The following is a 15,895-nucleotide window of genomic DNA, read 5'->3' on the forward strand; positions in this document are numbered from 1 at the left end:
ATGAGTTACTATATGATTGCTATTGGTGGCACGGGAGCCAAGTGCTTAGAGTCTTTTATTCATTTGTGTGGCGCAGGACTTTTAAAGGATTCTCAACCTGTAAAAATTGTTTACGTAGATTCTGATGTAACCTGTGGTAATTTGCAAAGAACCCAAAAAGCTGCAGATTTGTATGCTAAAGCGCAAAAGATAGGCTTTGGCGATACTGGAATTTTAAAAAATGCGATTACTACTTATGCTCCTTGGACACCGGTTCCAGAAAACTGCGTAAATACAGATGATGTTTTTCAACGTACAAGTCTTGTTAATAAGGAGAAATATAAGGATTTAGGCATGCTTTATGATGCCTTGTTTACAGAACAGGAACGTGTAACTCCCTTGGATAAGGGCTTCCGCGCCCATCCTGCTGTCGGTGCTGCTGTTATGAGTCAGGGAATGATTGCAGAGCAGTCAGAGCAATGGAAAGAATTAGAGCAGCAGATTAATACTGATAAGGACGCTAGAGTTTTTTTATTTGCGTCTGTCTTTGGTGGTATGGGAGCATCTGGCTTTCCTACAATAGCCAAAATTCTTAAAAGCAAATTAAAAAAGGATGAAAATGGTAAACCGCTTACTAAAATTGGTGGTGCTTTGATATTGCCTTATTTTAAATTTCCTAGTCCTCCTAGTGAAAAAGAAAAAGAAATGCAGGCTAAGGTTGAAGATTTTATGTTGAACACTAAATCAGCATTAGACTATTATGATAAAAGTGGCCTCTTAGGTGATGTGTTTAACAATATTTACTTAGTTGGTGATAATGATTTAACAGAGATGAAAGAATTTAGCTTGGGGAACGATCCTCAGAAAAATGATGCACATTTTATTGAGCTTTATGCTGCCTTAGCTGCTTTCGATTTCTTTAATAAAACAGATTTCTCTGAGGTTACAACACCAATGATTGCCCGTGGGGATGAAGATGATTCTGATACTATTGATAAGATAACCTGGGATGATATTCCTAATGTTTGCTTAGATGGCAATGTAAAGGATAAGCTTGCAGCGTATATTCGCTTTTTGTATGCTTACAAGAACTGCATTCTGATTAATTTAGCTAAATGTGCTGCATCAGAAACCGAAAAGAGAAATGTGACGTGGTATAAAGACTTAGTTGAAAAGTTTGGTAAGATTGATGTATATCATGATCGTGAAATTATGGACACCTTTAATGCTTTAGGTGATTATGCTGATTGCTTTTTCGATTGGTGGCGTCAGATTATTTTATCTAATGACAAACGTAAGATTGAATTGCTTAATAAACAGCTTTGGGAAAGTGGCTTGTGGGAAAAGAAAGACTTAGACATTTATCAAGTTGTTTTGCCAATCAAGGAACGCAAGGAAAAGCTTACCTATAGAGCTTTTTGGAAAGAATTGTGTAATTATACTGGCAAGTTGAAAACTACCAACGCAGGCGGTTCGGAATTTTTAATGTGTGCGGTTTATGAAATTTGTAAAAATTAAAGGAGAACCTGATTATGTCATCGATACCTTTACTTCCAAGATTAAATGATGAGAAAAAGATTGCTTTCAGCAAAAGAGGCGAATGGAAATCCGATTCTCAGAATACTTTACCTAATTTAGTTAAAGATTTAAAAGTTACAACAGATTATAAATCTACTATTACTTCTATTCCAGATTCATGGGCACGTCCCAAAATGTACGAGATAGTGTTGTTTGATGAAAATCATCCTTTACACAAAAAATATCTGGAACAGTGGCGAGGGATTTTGGCAATACTGGCGTTACGTGAAATGCGCAATTTTAAGGATGTAAAATGCCATAGTATTATTCTGCCAGAAACTACTAAACTTGCTAAAGATGCTCCGGTATTTTTGAAGGTTTTGGCAAATACTTTGCCAGAAGAATATAAAAGCGATAAATATAAGGATGAAACAGTTGATGATGGTTATAAAATTCAGCTGATTTCGTATCAGGAGAGATCTGTAGCAATAGTTTGGCCTACGATTTTACTGTGTCCCGCTGTAAGTTTGGATTACCAGATAGACAGAAGCATATCTTGGTGGGAATATAATGGCATTAAAGATCCAGTATCTAGCCTTAGCGATCAAGAAAAATGCTTACTAAAAAAATGGCTTGATGGGATCAAGGATAGCTTACCTGAGAATGATTATAAAGCTAATAAATTAATGAAATTATTACAGGATTTTCAGGATGATTTGCAGGTCACAGAAAAGGTGTCTAATTACGCTTTAGGTTCTGGGCTTAATATTACAGGTTTTTGCAAAGCACTTGATAAGCCGATTCGCTGCAGTATAGATGGTTCCCAATTTTTGGCTGCATCCAATGTAATGCTCATTAATTTGCGTCATAAAGCTGCTAAAAACTTGTTGGTAATGACAAAAGATATGTATCAGCAATGGAATAAAGCTGCTAGTGATATAATGGTAGCAGGAAATGTAAATCTAGATGCAGCGTTGCCTTGTGATGGGAGATTGTATGAAAAAGATAAGTTGAATGGTATCGATTTATCTAAATATAATGTCGAGCTTCGCATGGGCACAGATTTCTTTACGGAAAAAATTTGTTTAATTGAATCTCAAGATGACATTTTTCCCAATGCTTTAACAAATATAAAGATTAATTATGGTTCTACTAAGAATGTTTTAATGCCAATTAAAAAGGAGCTTTTAGATTATCTTTCACCAGAGTATTTAGTTCAGCACTTCAGATGTAATGTTACTGATAAAGGAATAAAAGTAGAATTGGATTTACCTCTGAAGGGATTTGATGAAAATGGTAATGTATTGACCATTAGTAAAGAATATAATGATGAACAAGTATTAAATGAATGGGAAAGAGATATTATTGACGATTTAGTTGCCCCTATTATTCAAATTTGGCCTAATTTTATCCCTAGTAATGAAGATACATGGCAGGCATATTATTCGTTCTGTGATAACAATGGCTATCCTAATTCTTTCTTTGCGCAACCATTATGGGAAGAAGGTAGCTATGATTGTCGCGATTTGACTTTTAGTGATGTTGAAGTTGAAATATGTAAGGGAAAAATATTTCCAGAAGGCTTTGTCTGCTGGCATAAAATGCATACAATTTCAGGACCACGCGAAATAGAGCTTGGGTTGATACTTATACAAAAACCTAAAAATCTGCAATTATCCACAGGAAAATCTTGTAGGATTGGCGTAGATTTTGGTACAACCAATACAGTTACTTATATGTCAATGAATGACAACCAACATATGATTCAGTTACAAAACAGGCTATATAATGTCACAACAGTTTATAGTGAAACAGTGACGGAATTACGTAGACACTTTTTTAATTCAACAGCACAGCCAAATGGTGAATCTATTTCCATTAGAACATTGTTTACCCCTAACGAGGGTGCGTTTAGTGGAAATATTAATCAAGCGGTATTCCCTGGAGTAATTTATTATTTGGATGGCATGAATAATATTGGTGATGACAGGAATATTGATAAACTGGTACAAGGCCGGGATATGAAATGGGATTCTGCTCAAACTGCAGCTCAAGGCGTAAACTATATGAGTTACTTTTTATATCAGATGACAGTCCAGTGTATGGCAGAGGCTGTTATTGCTGGAGCTACCAATATAGAGTGGTATTATTCTTATCCAAAGGCCTTTAATGATAATCAGATTGGGAAGTTAGAAAATATTTGGATTTCTGTTTTAAATAACTGCAAAAATATATCACCAATTAATTCTCAACATAAGGCTATAGCTAAAACTGAAAGCATCTCTATGGCAGAATTCTTCAAGAATGAAATGAAGGGAACTTTCAAAAGAGGTATGGTTTGCTTTGACATTGGCGGTGGTTCTACTGATATTGCGATTTGGCAGGGTTCCAATAATGATAAGCCAGTAGGTCAATGCTCTTTGATGTTTGCAGGACAGGACATTTTTAATAGACAACTTTTTAAAAAACGCAATATTTTGCTTGGATTTGAAAGTAATGACGATGCTCTCAATGCATTTATTAAAAGATTAGTTGACATACCTGCGGGTGAGCAAGACCAATTTAATATGGAATTGGAAGCTTTATTAAAATATAAGCAGAATATTCTATTAGAGGGCTTAAAATCAAATAGTGAGTGTGGAAATGTTAAACTTTTTTTACGTAACATTGCCTTTGCGTTATCTGGAATATTTTACTATGCTGGCGGTATTGTAGGTGAATGCCTTGATTTTAGTGATAAAAACCAGTCATTACCACATTGTTTTGTTGGCGGTAATGCTTCAAAACTACTTGATTGGGTTGCTGAGGGCAATTATGCTATTAGCCAAAAATTTGAGGATGTTTATACGGCATTCTTGAGAGTTGCTGTTTTTAGGAAACAAAATCTGATGAAAAATCAAGTAGCATTCAATGTTCTTCAGAGCAGCAATCCCAAGGAAGAAGTTGCGTATGGTTTAGTGTGTGATACTGTATCTGCGTCTAATATTCAAAATAATACTTATGAAAACGAGGTTTATGACCCGCTTGCTGATCTTGGCATTAATACAATAGATCAATATGATGACAAAAGCTTGCTTGCTGGAGAAAAGATTTGGATTAATGGAAATGCATATGAAGATCTTATGATCACTACAAATGATGTGCAAAAGGGTATTTCTGTGGATGCTAATTTACCGAATTTCAAAAGCTTTTTGAATGCGTTCAATGCTATTTTGAGTAGGAAGCAGATTCCACTTATCAATTTTGGCGAGAGAGAATTCGATGAACTTAAAGATCAGACTAATGAGTACTTAGATCAGCAATCCAGATTGCAAGCAAATGAAATTAACCTGGAGCCACCTTTTATTATTATTTTGAAGCAGGCACTGGAATTACTTTCTAAATAATATTTTTGGCCCAAAGTAATATTTATTTTGGGCCTTCTTTAGTTGCATTATGTAGAAGGAAGTGACAGAATTGGATTATGAAGAGTATAAAGGTAAACTTAGCGATATCAAATCTTCATTAGATAGTTTGGCAAGAATTAAAGACAAAGAGTATCAAAAATATCGTGAATTCCTGAACAATAAAATTGAAGTTCCTATGGAACGCAGACAAGAGATGATTGATTATTTAGGGAAAATGCAAAAAGAAGATGAAGAAAATATAAAAAATCAAATTGCTTTTATAGATATTCTTTTTGAAAAAGTATGTTACCAAGAAATTACAGAGGATGTTTTAGAAAAATTAGTCATTCAAAAAACAATAAAAGATACAACAACATCAGCTGTAAACAGTGTAATTAATGAAAAGAATACTAAGGAAGATTGGCAAAGCAAAAATGCTATTATGAGGAAAGAAAGTCAAGAAATTTCGTCCCGTAATACGGATGGTAGTTATGAGAAGTTAAGTTCTACATATCAAAAATTTATGGTTAATAGTTATAAGTACCAATACATTCCATTAAGTGTAGCTGATGAATACGCAGAAGAATTGGGGAATCTAAATTATTCGTCATGGTCAAATTTTGATAAAAAAGATAAGGTGATTTTAGTAGAAACAAAAGGACAGCCTAGATATTATGCCTATGATGTATGTAAATATACTGATAAGGTTAAGGAGGAAGAATATTATTTTTTAAAGCCAGCCAATTCTTTAGGTTTTACAGAAACAACGATGGTAAAAGCTGCGGTTATGACATTTTTTGATTTAAAAAACTATAATGGTTCTGCTATAAAACCTAAGCTTATTAAACCAGCTTGTGTTAAAAAAGAAGGCGACAGATATAGAGTATGTGAAAAAGGTATACTTGAATTTTAAGGGGGATAAGTAAATGGATTTTTATTTGCATATATTTTGGCCACAGGAATGGATACTGCGTGTAGTAATAATAGCACTTATTTGTGTTGCTGCTTTTGTAGTATCTAAGTGTGTAAAGTTACGTATGCGAGTTCATGAGAACCTGCAAAAAGTAGACGAGCTTGGCAATAGGGCTGCAGTAGAGTACTTGGAAAACACATTGAAACTTAATAGTGTAGACTATGAAGGAACCTTTAAAATGTTTGAAGATAATAATGGCAGAACTGACAATAATATTCCTATTTTTGAACATTTAAAGGCTATTTATGATGCTGGACGCAAAAGCAGTCGTCTTGATGCAGATTTATTGGTTAAGAATACTATAGATAAAATTTGCACCGATGTAGATATGATTAAAAGCTGCATTTCCATCTTTTTGGTTATTGGTATTTTAGGTACTTTGATAGGCTTAGGTTTAAGTATAGGTTCCTTTAATGGTGACAGTTTTATCATTAACGCTCAAGCGAATAATACGGCCAAAGAATTATCCAAGTTGTTCAGTAATTTGCGCGGTGCGTTTGCACCTAGTATGTGGGGTGTATTTTTTACCATTTTATTTGTAATCTGCTATACCTTCTTTATCCAAGAAGGGTGTATCAATAAGTTAACTGATAAGCTGACGACGAATACTATCAAGGTTTGGCTGCCAGCTTTGTATCCTACAGATTTCCAAAAGGGCGAAAACACTATGCACCGCCTGAAGGATACCATAAATAATGCGGATACAATTAACGATAGCGCTAAAGATCTTTTAAATAATCTTTCTGCAACTAATGGTACGGTTAAGGCTTTAAATGATATGTCAGTTGCTCTTAATCAATCTATAGAGCGTTTTGATGATGGCAGCAATAAAATTAAGGAATTGCAAGAAACTATAGCTGCATTGTCACAGCAGCTGACTGATAATAATAAGCATTATCAGGAGTGGATGACCAATACCCTTACGCAAACTACTCAATTCCAAGCTAGCAATAAACAGCTTTTGCAGGAGCAGGCAGAAGAGGTTAAGCAAAGCTTTGAATATCAGAACAATCAATTGCATGAGGTTGTGCAAACATTAAAGCTTTACGATCAGCATGCTTTAGATAATCAAGTTGAGTTAAATAATAAGCTGATTGTAGCAACCGATGGAATGCAAAATGTTGTTGATAACCTGACGGAACGCGATGAGAGAATTATCACGACCGTAGGTAAACCTTTAAATGAACAGTTGCAGGATATGTCTACTCAGCTGGCTGTAAATTTAAAACAAATTAATGAGCAATTAAAGAAAATCAATAATCCGCTCAATACGGCTGCTGTAGAAATTCAAAAAACATTTGGTGATATTGTTAAGACGCAGGAGCAAATGTTTGCTGCTAAGGGTGGCTTAAGCAAGGAAGATGCTCAAAAGTTATTTGCGGCTAGCAGAGGCGGTTATGCAAATACAGACAAAATGGAAGAAACGTTAGATGAAATCTTACATTGCTTAAAGGCTAATGCTGGTATTCAAATTGATAATGGTCAACCGAAGTCTAAAAAGGACGACATGCTGGAAACTGTAAAATCTGTAATGCCGATAGCTGTAGCTGTTCTGCTTGCCATTAGTATTGCAGTTCAGTGTGTTATGGTTAGCCGCATTGGTGAATTGGAGCAGGCACAGACAAGAGTTAACCAGGTATTGCTGAAAGGTGATAATGCAGGTCAGTAAGGGGGAAGCATAGTGCTTAAGGATAAGTTTGGCTTTAATTTTTGGCCTTCATTTACTGATTTAATGTTATCATTAGTACTTGTTGTCTTGATCATCTTGTTTGTAGTATCTAAGATGATTGCTGCTGGTACAGAAAACTTGGATAAAGCAAGAGAAAGCCAGAAAAAGATTCAAAACCAAATTGAAAGTCAAATTGGAAAGAATTATTCAATTTTAGTTATTTCCGACAAAAGTAATGAAGAAACATCTGAAAAAATGCTTGATAACAAGGCAGATATCACAATTGTCAATAAGCTTGATAGGCAGACAATTACTTTTAGTGATAAGATTTTGTTCGATTCCGGTAAAAGTGAATTGAAGCCTGCTGGTTATGATGTATTGAAGGTTGTCGGGCCGGTTGTTATGAACAATCTTGCTAATATTAGTGAAATACAGATTCAAGGTCATGCTGATATTGAAGATACAGATGACTATAACCTTACTTTAGCTGCTAACAGAGCTATTGCAGTATACAAATTTTTGCAGACAGAGGTATCTGTAGATCCGGCGAAATATTTGATGTCCATTACATCTTTTGGCAAGTATAAACCAGTTGGGCGTGAAGCGGGGCAGGAATATGACAGAGCAAAGCTAGAAAAAGCAAATATTGATGCAGCTGCTAAAGCTAAAAACAGACGTATTGAAATAGTATTATTTTATAAGAATGATATGAAGTAAAACTGTAAATAATATTTACGATGCAGATTAAGTGAGCTGTTTAATTTTATGTAAAATAGAAAGGATGATTTTTGTGATTACCAGTGGTACTTTGATTTGGCTGGCGTTGGCAGTCGCTATTGGTTATTTTGCCCAAGAGCGCGGTCGCAGTGGTATAGGATGGGGGATTGCAGCGGCTTTTTTCAGCCCTTTGTTGTGCTTTATAGTTTTGCTTATTCTAAAGAATAATCGCCGCTAAATTTTGGAGGGGTTATCATGGAATTTCTCATTTTTCTTGGATTTTGTGTAGCAGTTGGTATGTTTGCCCAGAGAAAAGGACGTAGTGGTTTGGCATGGGGTCTTGCATCGGTATTTATTAGTCCGTTGCTTGCTGGTATAATTTTGGCTTTAGTTAAGGATTTGTCCCAAGATGAGGCTGTTAACAAGGTTGGCATGGAACAGCAGGATATAAAGGAGCGGATGGCTGTTAATGAAGTCCAGATGAATCAACGCTTTCAACATGTGGAAAAAGAAATTTCAAGCATCAAAAAAGAGGTTGGTATGTTAGATTCTGGTTCTCAGTCAAAAACGCAGATGCTGGATGAAGGAATGAAAAAGTGTCCGCATTGTGGTGAAAGCATTAAGTCCAGTGCTGTTAAGTGCAGATATTGTGGTTCGGTTTTAGAAGCTGTGCCGATGCGAGAGTGCCCGTTCTGTAAGGAATTAATTCGTGCTGATGCAACAAAATGCAGATTTTGTCGTAGTGATTTGACAGATGGAGTGCCTTCTGAAGCAACTCTCACGGAGAGTACTGCGTATCAGCCTCAAGCTGAAGAGCTGTTATGTCCTAGTTGTCATGCGCCAGTTGTACCAGGTACAAAATTTTGTGCAAGCTGTGGTGCACCGCTAAAGAGCGAGGAATAAAAAATGGGCAATAAATATTTACAAATGTTACGTAATTATGTTGGTGGTCAAAGATTAACGCTTTCAGGTGAGATTATTATATGCAGCAAACAGAATACTCAGCTTTTACAAATTACCGCAGATGAATCAAAGACTGTAGATAAGATACTTGATGGGCTTCAGCAACAGTTTCCTTTTTTGAAGCTAGAAAAAAAGACAAATGTTGTTGAGATAGCCATAAAGCTATTTGCCTACAAGAAATTTATGGCAGATGAACAGTTTTTGGAGCATTTACGCGGAGCACTGGCAGGAGCAGTACAGAGTATTAATGAGTCTGAGACTTTGATGGCACGTGTAACAGCAAATGGCTTGTTGCTTAATAGCAATTTGCAGCAGAAATTTATTTTTCTGAGCAAGGCCTCGATGGTAGAATACAAGGTGACGGAGACAATATCTGTTACTGGTCTTAGTGAGGTAACTATGCATAGACTGCAGATTTATAGCATAGCTATAGTATTTACAGCTTTGATTATTTATAATATCTACGTGCTGTATGCCTATATTCCAGATCATAACCCCAATAGACTTTTGACAAAAGTTATCGATATATAAAGCTCTATAATATTTCGCTTAACCTAAACAAAGCACCCCTGAACGAATCGTTCAGGGGAGCCTGTCTGTTTTTCAGCGAAGTTTCGCTGTTATATTACGTTGTAAAGCTGAAAGCCTTGCGTATCGCAGGAAACAAGCTTGTAGTTGATGCCTTCACGCAATCCTTCAAAAACAGGAATGTGGTTTTCACCATGAATGTGGCCGTAGACACAGTGCTGCACGCCGTACTGCAGCATAAGATTAGTGAAGCAGGTGTGCTCCGTGCGTGCAAAAAGCGGCGGATAGTGAAAGGCTGTAATTATCTGCTGCGCCTGCATTTTATGTGCCTGCTGCAGGGAAAGCTCCAAACGGATACCCTCGCGGTTATAGATTTTCCTGTCGGCTTCACTGAAGCTTTCGGCCGATGGTAGCAGCCATCCGCGGGTGCCGCAGACAGCAATATTCTCTACCATAATGCAGTCATTCTGCAGAAATTCAAAATGAGCACCGTAACGCTGCTGCATTTTGCTCAGGCTGCTCCACCAGTAATCATGGTTGCCGCGCAGCAGCAGTTTGCGCCCCGGCAGCTGTGCCAGCCAGTCTAAATCCTGTGCTGCTTCTTCCAAAGTCATGGCCCAGGAAATATCGCCGCAGACAATAACAGTGTCCTGTGCGGTTACAGTGTTTTGCCAATTAGTAGCGACCTTTTCCTTATGGTTGCACCAGTGCTCGCCGAAAACCTCCATGGGCTTGCTAGCAGGTTCGCCTGATAAGTGCAGGTCGCCTATTGCGTAAATATGCATAATATTATCACCTTTAAGTGTTAAATTCGATTTTAAGCTTTGCCAAGCAGGAAGCGTGCTAATGCCGGAACATCGGCAACATAGTAATCAGCGCCAACCTCAGCCAGCTCTTCGTAGCTGCCAAAGCCGAAGCCTGCGCCGATGCAGGCGATACCATTGGCGTGAGCGGCGAGAACATCCTCGCGGCGGTCGCCGATAAGTGCTACAGTCTTTTTTGCTTCGGGCGTAGTGAGCTGCCATTTTTCCAAAGCAGCGGCAACTACCAAAGCTTTCTTGTCTGTTTTACCGTCCAGGCTGCAGCCGGTGATAGCTTCCAGATAGGGGTTGAAGCCAAAGCGCTCGGCAATTCGCAACGCAAAAACCTCCGGCTTGGCGGTAGCCATGCCAAGGCGGCGACCAGCCTGCTTCAGGTCTGCCAATAGTTCCATGATGCCGGGATAAACTTCATTTTCCCAGATGCCGATATCAGTGTAGCGTTCACGATATTTTTCTACACCGATTTCAGCTTGCTCTCTGGTCATGCCGTAATATTTGATAAAGCTATTGCGCAGTGGCGGGCCGATGAAAACCTCCAGTTTTTTTAAATCGGGCTCCTCAATATTTTGAGCGCGCAATGCGTATTGTACGCATTTGGTGATACCCTCGGCGGAATTTGTCAGGGTACCGTCTAAATCAAAGAGTAAATTTTGAAACATTTATTGCTCCTTATTTGCGTTAATAGAATTTTTTTGGATTTGTATAATTGATTATAACACACTTTGGCGATTTAGTGATACAATAATGGTTATTAGAGACAGATACATTTTATGAGGGGGACTAAAAAATGACGATGAAGCTTTTTGAAAACAATTCGTTGCTCAAACAGTGCATGGCGAAGGTTACGGCCTGCACGCCGAAGGATGGCAAATATCTGGTTGAGCTTGACCAGACAGTTTTCTTTCCGGAGGGCGGCGGTCAGCTGAGCGACAGAGGCAAGCTGGCTGATGCTGTTGTAAGTCATGTAAGCGAAAAGGACGGTCACATCTACCATGAGTGCGACAAGCCGTTGGAGGTTGGTGCCGAGGCAGAGGCTGTGCTGGACTGGCCTGTGCGTCTGGACAGAATGCAGCAGCATTTGGGCGAGCATCTTTTGTCCTACGCCTGCTGGAAGCTGTTTAAGGCCAACAACATCGGCTTTCATATGAATGAGGATGATGTTTTCATTGACCTTGACAAGGAGCTGACGGACGAGGAGCTGCTGCAGGCAGAATTATATACGAATGAGATCATCTGGGAGAATCGCCCGGTACATATCAGCTATATGGACAGCACAGAGGCTGTCAAGCTGAAGGATAAGATGCGTAAGTTCAACAGCAAGCTGACCGGCACGCTACGTATTGTATCCGTTGAGGATGCCGATATCTGCACCTGCTGCGGTACGCATCCGCCGTTTACTGGGATGCTGGGTAGCGTTAAGGTTATCCGCCATGAAAAGCACAAGGGCGGTTGCCGCGTAGAATTTGTCTGCGGCCGCAGAGCACTGCTTGATGCGGACGCCAAGAACAGCACTTTACTAAACGTTGCTGCAAGTCTTTCCGTAAAGCCTGAGCAGGTGCCTGCTGCCGTAAGTAAGCAGAAAGCTGATTTGCTGGCACAGCTTGACATTGCCAAGAGCAAGCTGCTGAAGATTGAAGAGGAAAAGCTGCAGGAAACGTATGCTGCTGCGCCGATTAATGCTGAGGGTGTCAAGGTTTTGGCTCTGCCTATGGAAGGTCACGATGCCAAGGATATCAAAGCCTTTTTGCCGAAGGTTACTGCCTTGAAAAACACGCTGAGCCTTTTGGTAGCAGTGCAGCCTGAGCGCATCAGCTACGCAGTTGCCTTGGGCATGGATACTGCAGGCGATTGCCGCAGCGTTATCAAGCTGCTTAACGAAGCCTTTGGCGGTCGTGGCGGTGGCAAGAGCGACTGCTCGCAGGGCGGTGCGGATTATTGCGCCGACTGGCAGGAAAAGCTGCAGAGCGTTGTAGAAAAACTGAAGTAACAAGCGCAAAAAAAGACGGTCAAGCGACCGTCTTTTTATTTACATGAACATATTGTCAACAAATAAGATAACTGTTATAATAACATTAGAGATTCTGACAGGTCGGTTCCTCCGTAAGGAGGTGGGAGCATGACAGTAGCCGAAGCGTTACAGATAATGTTAACATTTGGTTTGCTTGTTGCGACCATTATGTCTAAACGTAAGTAAGTTTGCTTACAAAATAACAAAAGACCGACATTAGAGGTCAATGTCAGCCTTTTGTCAAATATACACAATTAACAGAGAGGGCTGACACACCACTGTCAGAGTCTCTCTTTGTCTTTATTATAGCAAATTTACGTTTTCTGTCAAGCTTACAGCTCGTTGATCATAGCAATGAGTCTGTCAACTTCTTCATCCTTGGTTGCCCAGCTGGTGCAGATGCGCACGCTGTAATTGCCGTCCTCCAGGTAAGCAATATGGCTGAGAGCAAATTCTTCGCTCAGTTTTTCGAACTGCGCCGGAGTCATAATCACAAATTGCTGGTTGGTGGGGGACTCGGTAACGAACTTAAAGCCTTTGGCTAACAGTGCATCACGGATTTTCAGCGCTTGCAGTGTGCCTTTACCGCAGATTTTGCTGTAAAGGTCATCTTTCATAAGTGCGCCGAACTGTACGCCGAGCAGGCGTCCTTTGGCCATGATGGAACCGCATTGCTTAGCGATGGTACGGAAGTCGGGCTTGAGTGCGTCGTTCAAAATAACAACTGCTTCGCCGAAGAGCAGGCCGCATTTGGTGCCACCGATATAGAATACGTCGCAGTTGGCTGCCAAGTCGGCAGCAGTCATATCGTTGTCGGGAGCACCGAGAACATAGCCTAAGCGTGCGCCGTCAACAAAGAGGTAAAGACCGCAGTCCTTGCAGGCCTGGTATAAATCCTGCAGCTCCTTTTTGCTGTACATGCTGCCGATTTCGGTCGGTTGGGAGATATAAACCATTTTCGGCTGTGCCCAATGCTCACGGCTGGGATCGGTATCGTACATTTTCCATTCGTGGCGGATTTGCTCAGCAGTGAGCTTGCCGTCCTCGCTCGGAAGCGGCAGTACGCGGTGGCCTACATGCTCAATAGCACCGGCCTCATGCGTATTGATATGGCTGGGAACAGCGCCGTAAACAGCCTGATGCGGACGCAAGGCTGCGCAGATAACCGTCAGGTTGGTCTGGGTGCCGCCAACGAGAAAATGCACATCAGCGTTCGGGCAGGCGAAGGCTTCTCTAATCAATTTGCGTGCTTCGTCGCAGTAGGGATCAAGGCCGTAGCCGTCAGTCTGTTCCATATTGGTTTGCACAAGCTTTTCGAGGACTGCAGGATGGCAGCCTTCAGTGTAGTCACTGTTGAAACGATAAGTCATTTTAAATCACCTTCAATTTTTTGTTTTATATGTGTATTTTAATAGCTTGATAGTGTAAAGGCTCTCCTCGGGGAGAGCTGTCAGCGAAGCTGACTGAGAGGGGAATATACTATCTTAATTATAAATAGCGCGCTGCGCAATGCCAACCACCACAGGGTGCTCTCTCTTGTCCTGCGGGCAATTCACCTTGTCTATCGTAGGAGAGCCTGTTACCAAAATTCCAAGACCTTCTTATTTCTTGCCTAAAATTTTCTTGCCTACGAATTCATATAACACAGGCAGCAGGGAAAAGACAACGATGCCCAAAGTTACCAGCGTAAAATTATGCTTGATGGCAGGGATGTTGCCGAAGAAATAACCACCGCCGACAAAGAGAAATACCCACACTACAGCACCGATGACATTGTAATGAGCAAAGGTCAGATAGTGCATTTTGCCGATGCCGGCAACGAAGGGTGCAAAGGTACGGACAATCGGCACGAAGCGAGCTAGGAAAATAGCCTTGTGACCATGCTTGTCATAAAATGCGCTGGCCTTGTCGACATGCTCCTTTTTGATGATGTTCTTCTTAATCATGTGCATACCGAGATGCTCGCCTATCATATAATTGCAGGCATCACCCAGCACAGCCGAAACTAAAAAGATGGGCACGATAATTTTGATATCCATGCCTTCGGGTGCGGCAGCGGCAAGGGCACCGCAGGCGAAAAGCAGCGAATCGCCCGGTAAAAATGGGGTGACTACCAGACCGGTTTCGCAGAACACTACCATGAACAGGATGGCGTAAATCAGATGACCGTAGGCCATCATAATTTCCGGCAGGTGCTTGTCCAGGTGCAAAATTAAATCGATAAAATACATTGCATATGCTTCCATAAAAATTTCCTTTCTTAACCTTGAGTCATATAAAATAATTTTAACACAAAAAACCGAACGTTGTAAGAGAATTTTAAGCCGAAAATGTGATTTTTCCCTTAAATATGTGGTAAAATAGAAGCTATAAGGTTGTAATGTACAAGTTGTAACAATTATTTAGATAAGGAGTGTTTTCTTTGGACCAAGAATTATGTTGGTGTGGCAGTGGTAAAGCATATGCAGACTGCCACAAAATGAATGATGCAAAAATTGCGTTGCTGCAGGCTCAGGGCTGCGAGGTTCCTGACCGCGATATGATTAAAACCCCGGAGCAGATTGCAGGTATTCGTGCAGCTTGCAAAATCAATACCGGTGTATTGGATGAGGTTGCCAAATATATTAAGGCCGGTATGACTACTGCTGATATCGACAGAATCGTTTACGAATATACAGTAGCACATAACGCTATTCCTGCACCGTTGGGCTATGAAGGCTTCCCGAAGAGCGTGTGTACCTCTATCAATGACCAGGTTTGCCATGGTATTCCCAGCGAGCATGACGTGCTGCGCAGCGGTGATATTGTGAATGTAGACGTTTCTACTATCTACAATGGTTATTATGCTGACGCATCCCGCATGTTTATGATTGGCAAGGTTGCTAAGCCGGCTGCAGATTTGGTTGCAATCACCAAGCAATGTCTGCTGCGCGGTATTGAAGCAGCTCAGCCTTGGGGTTTCCTGGGAGATATCGGCGCTGCCGTTTCCAAGCTGGCACATAAGCACGGCTATTCCGTTGTCGAAGAATTCGGCGGCCACGGCGTTGGTGTAGAATTCCATGAGGATCCGTTCGTCTGCCATGTAGGCAAGCGCAAAACCGGTATGGTGCTTGTGCCGGGAATGATTTTTACTATTGAGCCGATGATTAACATGGGACACAGAGATATCTTTGTTGACGAAGCCAACAACTGGACTGTTTATACCTGTGATGGCAGTCTTTCCGCTCAATGGGAGCATCAGATTCTGATTACCGAAAACGGTCCGGAGATTCTGAGTTATTAATGGCTTGACGGCTGTGCAGGCAGTCTTAATCTTTATTATTGTGCCCGGGC

General features: G+C 40.4%; 15 protein-coding genes. 11 read left to right on the plus strand and 4 right to left on the minus strand.

The features are described from left to right. From Q0612_RS03810 to Q0612_RS03845, 8 genes are all read left to right on the plus strand, one after another. Entirely contained in the window at positions 1-1,497 is a 1,497-nt protein-coding gene (locus Q0612_RS03810; protein ID WP_298880967.1) for a tubulin-like doman-containing protein, read from the plus strand. Positions 1,498-1,511: 14 nt separating this feature from the next. Continuing rightward, the gene (locus Q0612_RS03815; RefSeq protein WP_298880970.1) at positions 1,512-4,883 is read left to right on the plus strand and encodes a hypothetical protein; all 3,372 of its coding nucleotides are present in this window, start codon (positions 1,512-1,514) and stop codon (positions 4,881-4,883) included. 70 nt (positions 4,884-4,953) lie between these two features. Next, the gene (locus Q0612_RS03820) at positions 4,954-5,796 is read left to right on the plus strand and encodes a hypothetical protein (protein WP_298880973.1); all 843 of its coding nucleotides are present in this window, start codon (positions 4,954-4,956) and stop codon (positions 5,794-5,796) included. Positions 5,797-5,809: 13 nt separating this feature from the next. Further along, on the plus strand, positions 5,810-7,525 hold the full coding sequence (locus tag Q0612_RS03825) for a MotA/TolQ/ExbB proton channel family protein (protein ID WP_298880976.1): 1,716 nt from the start codon (positions 5,810-5,812) through the stop codon (positions 7,523-7,525). Positions 7,526-7,537: 12 nt separating this feature from the next. After that, positions 7,538-8,242 carry an OmpA family protein gene (locus Q0612_RS03830; RefSeq protein ID WP_293850457.1) on the plus strand — a complete coding sequence of 235 codons (705 nt, stop codon included), beginning with the start codon at positions 7,538-7,540 and terminating at the stop codon, positions 8,240-8,242. Positions 8,243-8,315: 73 nt separating this feature from the next. Further along, a complete protein-coding gene (locus tag Q0612_RS03835) occupies positions 8,316-8,480 on the plus strand; it encodes a hypothetical protein (RefSeq protein ID WP_298880981.1) in 165 nt (54 codons plus the stop codon). Between the two features lie 17 nt (positions 8,481-8,497). After that, entirely contained in the window at positions 8,498-9,145 is a 648-nt protein-coding gene (locus Q0612_RS03840; RefSeq protein WP_298880985.1) for a zinc ribbon domain-containing protein, read from the plus strand. Positions 9,146-9,148: 3 nt separating this feature from the next. Then, a complete protein-coding gene (locus tag Q0612_RS03845; RefSeq protein WP_298880988.1) occupies positions 9,149-9,736 on the plus strand; it encodes a hypothetical protein in 588 nt (195 codons plus the stop codon). A gap of 89 nt (positions 9,737-9,825) precedes the next feature. Here Q0612_RS03845 and Q0612_RS03850 read toward each other — a convergent pair whose 3' ends face one another. Together Q0612_RS03850 and Q0612_RS03855 are read right to left on the minus strand one after the other, a co-directional pair. After that, positions 9,826-10,518: a metallophosphoesterase gene (locus Q0612_RS03850; protein ID WP_298880991.1), complete on the minus strand. Its 693-nt coding sequence runs from the start codon at positions 10,516-10,518 to the stop codon at positions 9,826-9,828. Positions 10,519-10,550: 32 nt separating this feature from the next. Next, positions 10,551-11,213 carry an HAD hydrolase-like protein gene (locus tag Q0612_RS03855; protein ID WP_298880994.1) on the minus strand — a complete coding sequence of 221 codons (663 nt, stop codon included), beginning with the start codon at positions 11,211-11,213 and terminating at the stop codon, positions 10,551-10,553. A 128-nt stretch (positions 11,214-11,341) separates the two neighbouring features. On the opposite strand from Q0612_RS03855, the gene Q0612_RS03860 reads away from it, so the two are divergent. Both Q0612_RS03860 and Q0612_RS11900 read left to right on the plus strand, forming a co-directional pair. Then, positions 11,342-12,541 (plus strand): alanyl-tRNA editing protein, encoded by a 1,200-nt coding sequence (locus tag Q0612_RS03860; protein WP_298880997.1) that lies wholly within the window; start codon positions 11,342-11,344, stop codon positions 12,539-12,541. Positions 12,542-12,670: 129 nt separating this feature from the next. Continuing rightward, positions 12,671-12,748 carry a putative holin-like toxin gene (locus Q0612_RS11900; RefSeq protein ID WP_222859573.1) on the plus strand — a complete coding sequence of 26 codons (78 nt, stop codon included), beginning with the start codon at positions 12,671-12,673 and terminating at the stop codon, positions 12,746-12,748. A gap of 146 nt (positions 12,749-12,894) precedes the next feature. On the opposite strand, the gene Q0612_RS03865 is transcribed toward Q0612_RS11900, so the two are convergent. Both Q0612_RS03865 and Q0612_RS03870 read right to left on the minus strand, forming a co-directional pair. Beyond that, positions 12,895-13,932: a low specificity L-threonine aldolase gene (locus tag Q0612_RS03865; RefSeq protein ID WP_298881000.1), complete on the minus strand. Its 1,038-nt coding sequence runs from the start codon at positions 13,930-13,932 to the stop codon at positions 12,895-12,897. A 231-nt stretch (positions 13,933-14,163) separates the two neighbouring features. Continuing rightward, on the minus strand, positions 14,164-14,808 hold the full coding sequence (locus Q0612_RS03870; RefSeq protein ID WP_210683817.1) for a DedA family protein: 645 nt from the start codon (positions 14,806-14,808) through the stop codon (positions 14,164-14,166). A gap of 176 nt (positions 14,809-14,984) precedes the next feature. Here Q0612_RS03870 and Q0612_RS03875 point away from each other — a divergent pair, with 176 nt between their 5' ends. Continuing rightward, positions 14,985-15,845: a methionyl aminopeptidase gene (locus tag Q0612_RS03875; RefSeq protein WP_337398659.1), complete on the plus strand. Its 861-nt coding sequence runs from the start codon at positions 14,985-14,987 to the stop codon at positions 15,843-15,845. Positions 15,846-15,895: the final 50 nt, after the last annotated feature.

It is taken from the genome of uncultured Phascolarctobacterium sp. (assembly GCF_937920985.1).
Taxonomy (GTDB): Bacteria; Bacillota; Negativicutes; order Acidaminococcales; family Acidaminococcaceae; genus Phascolarctobacterium_A.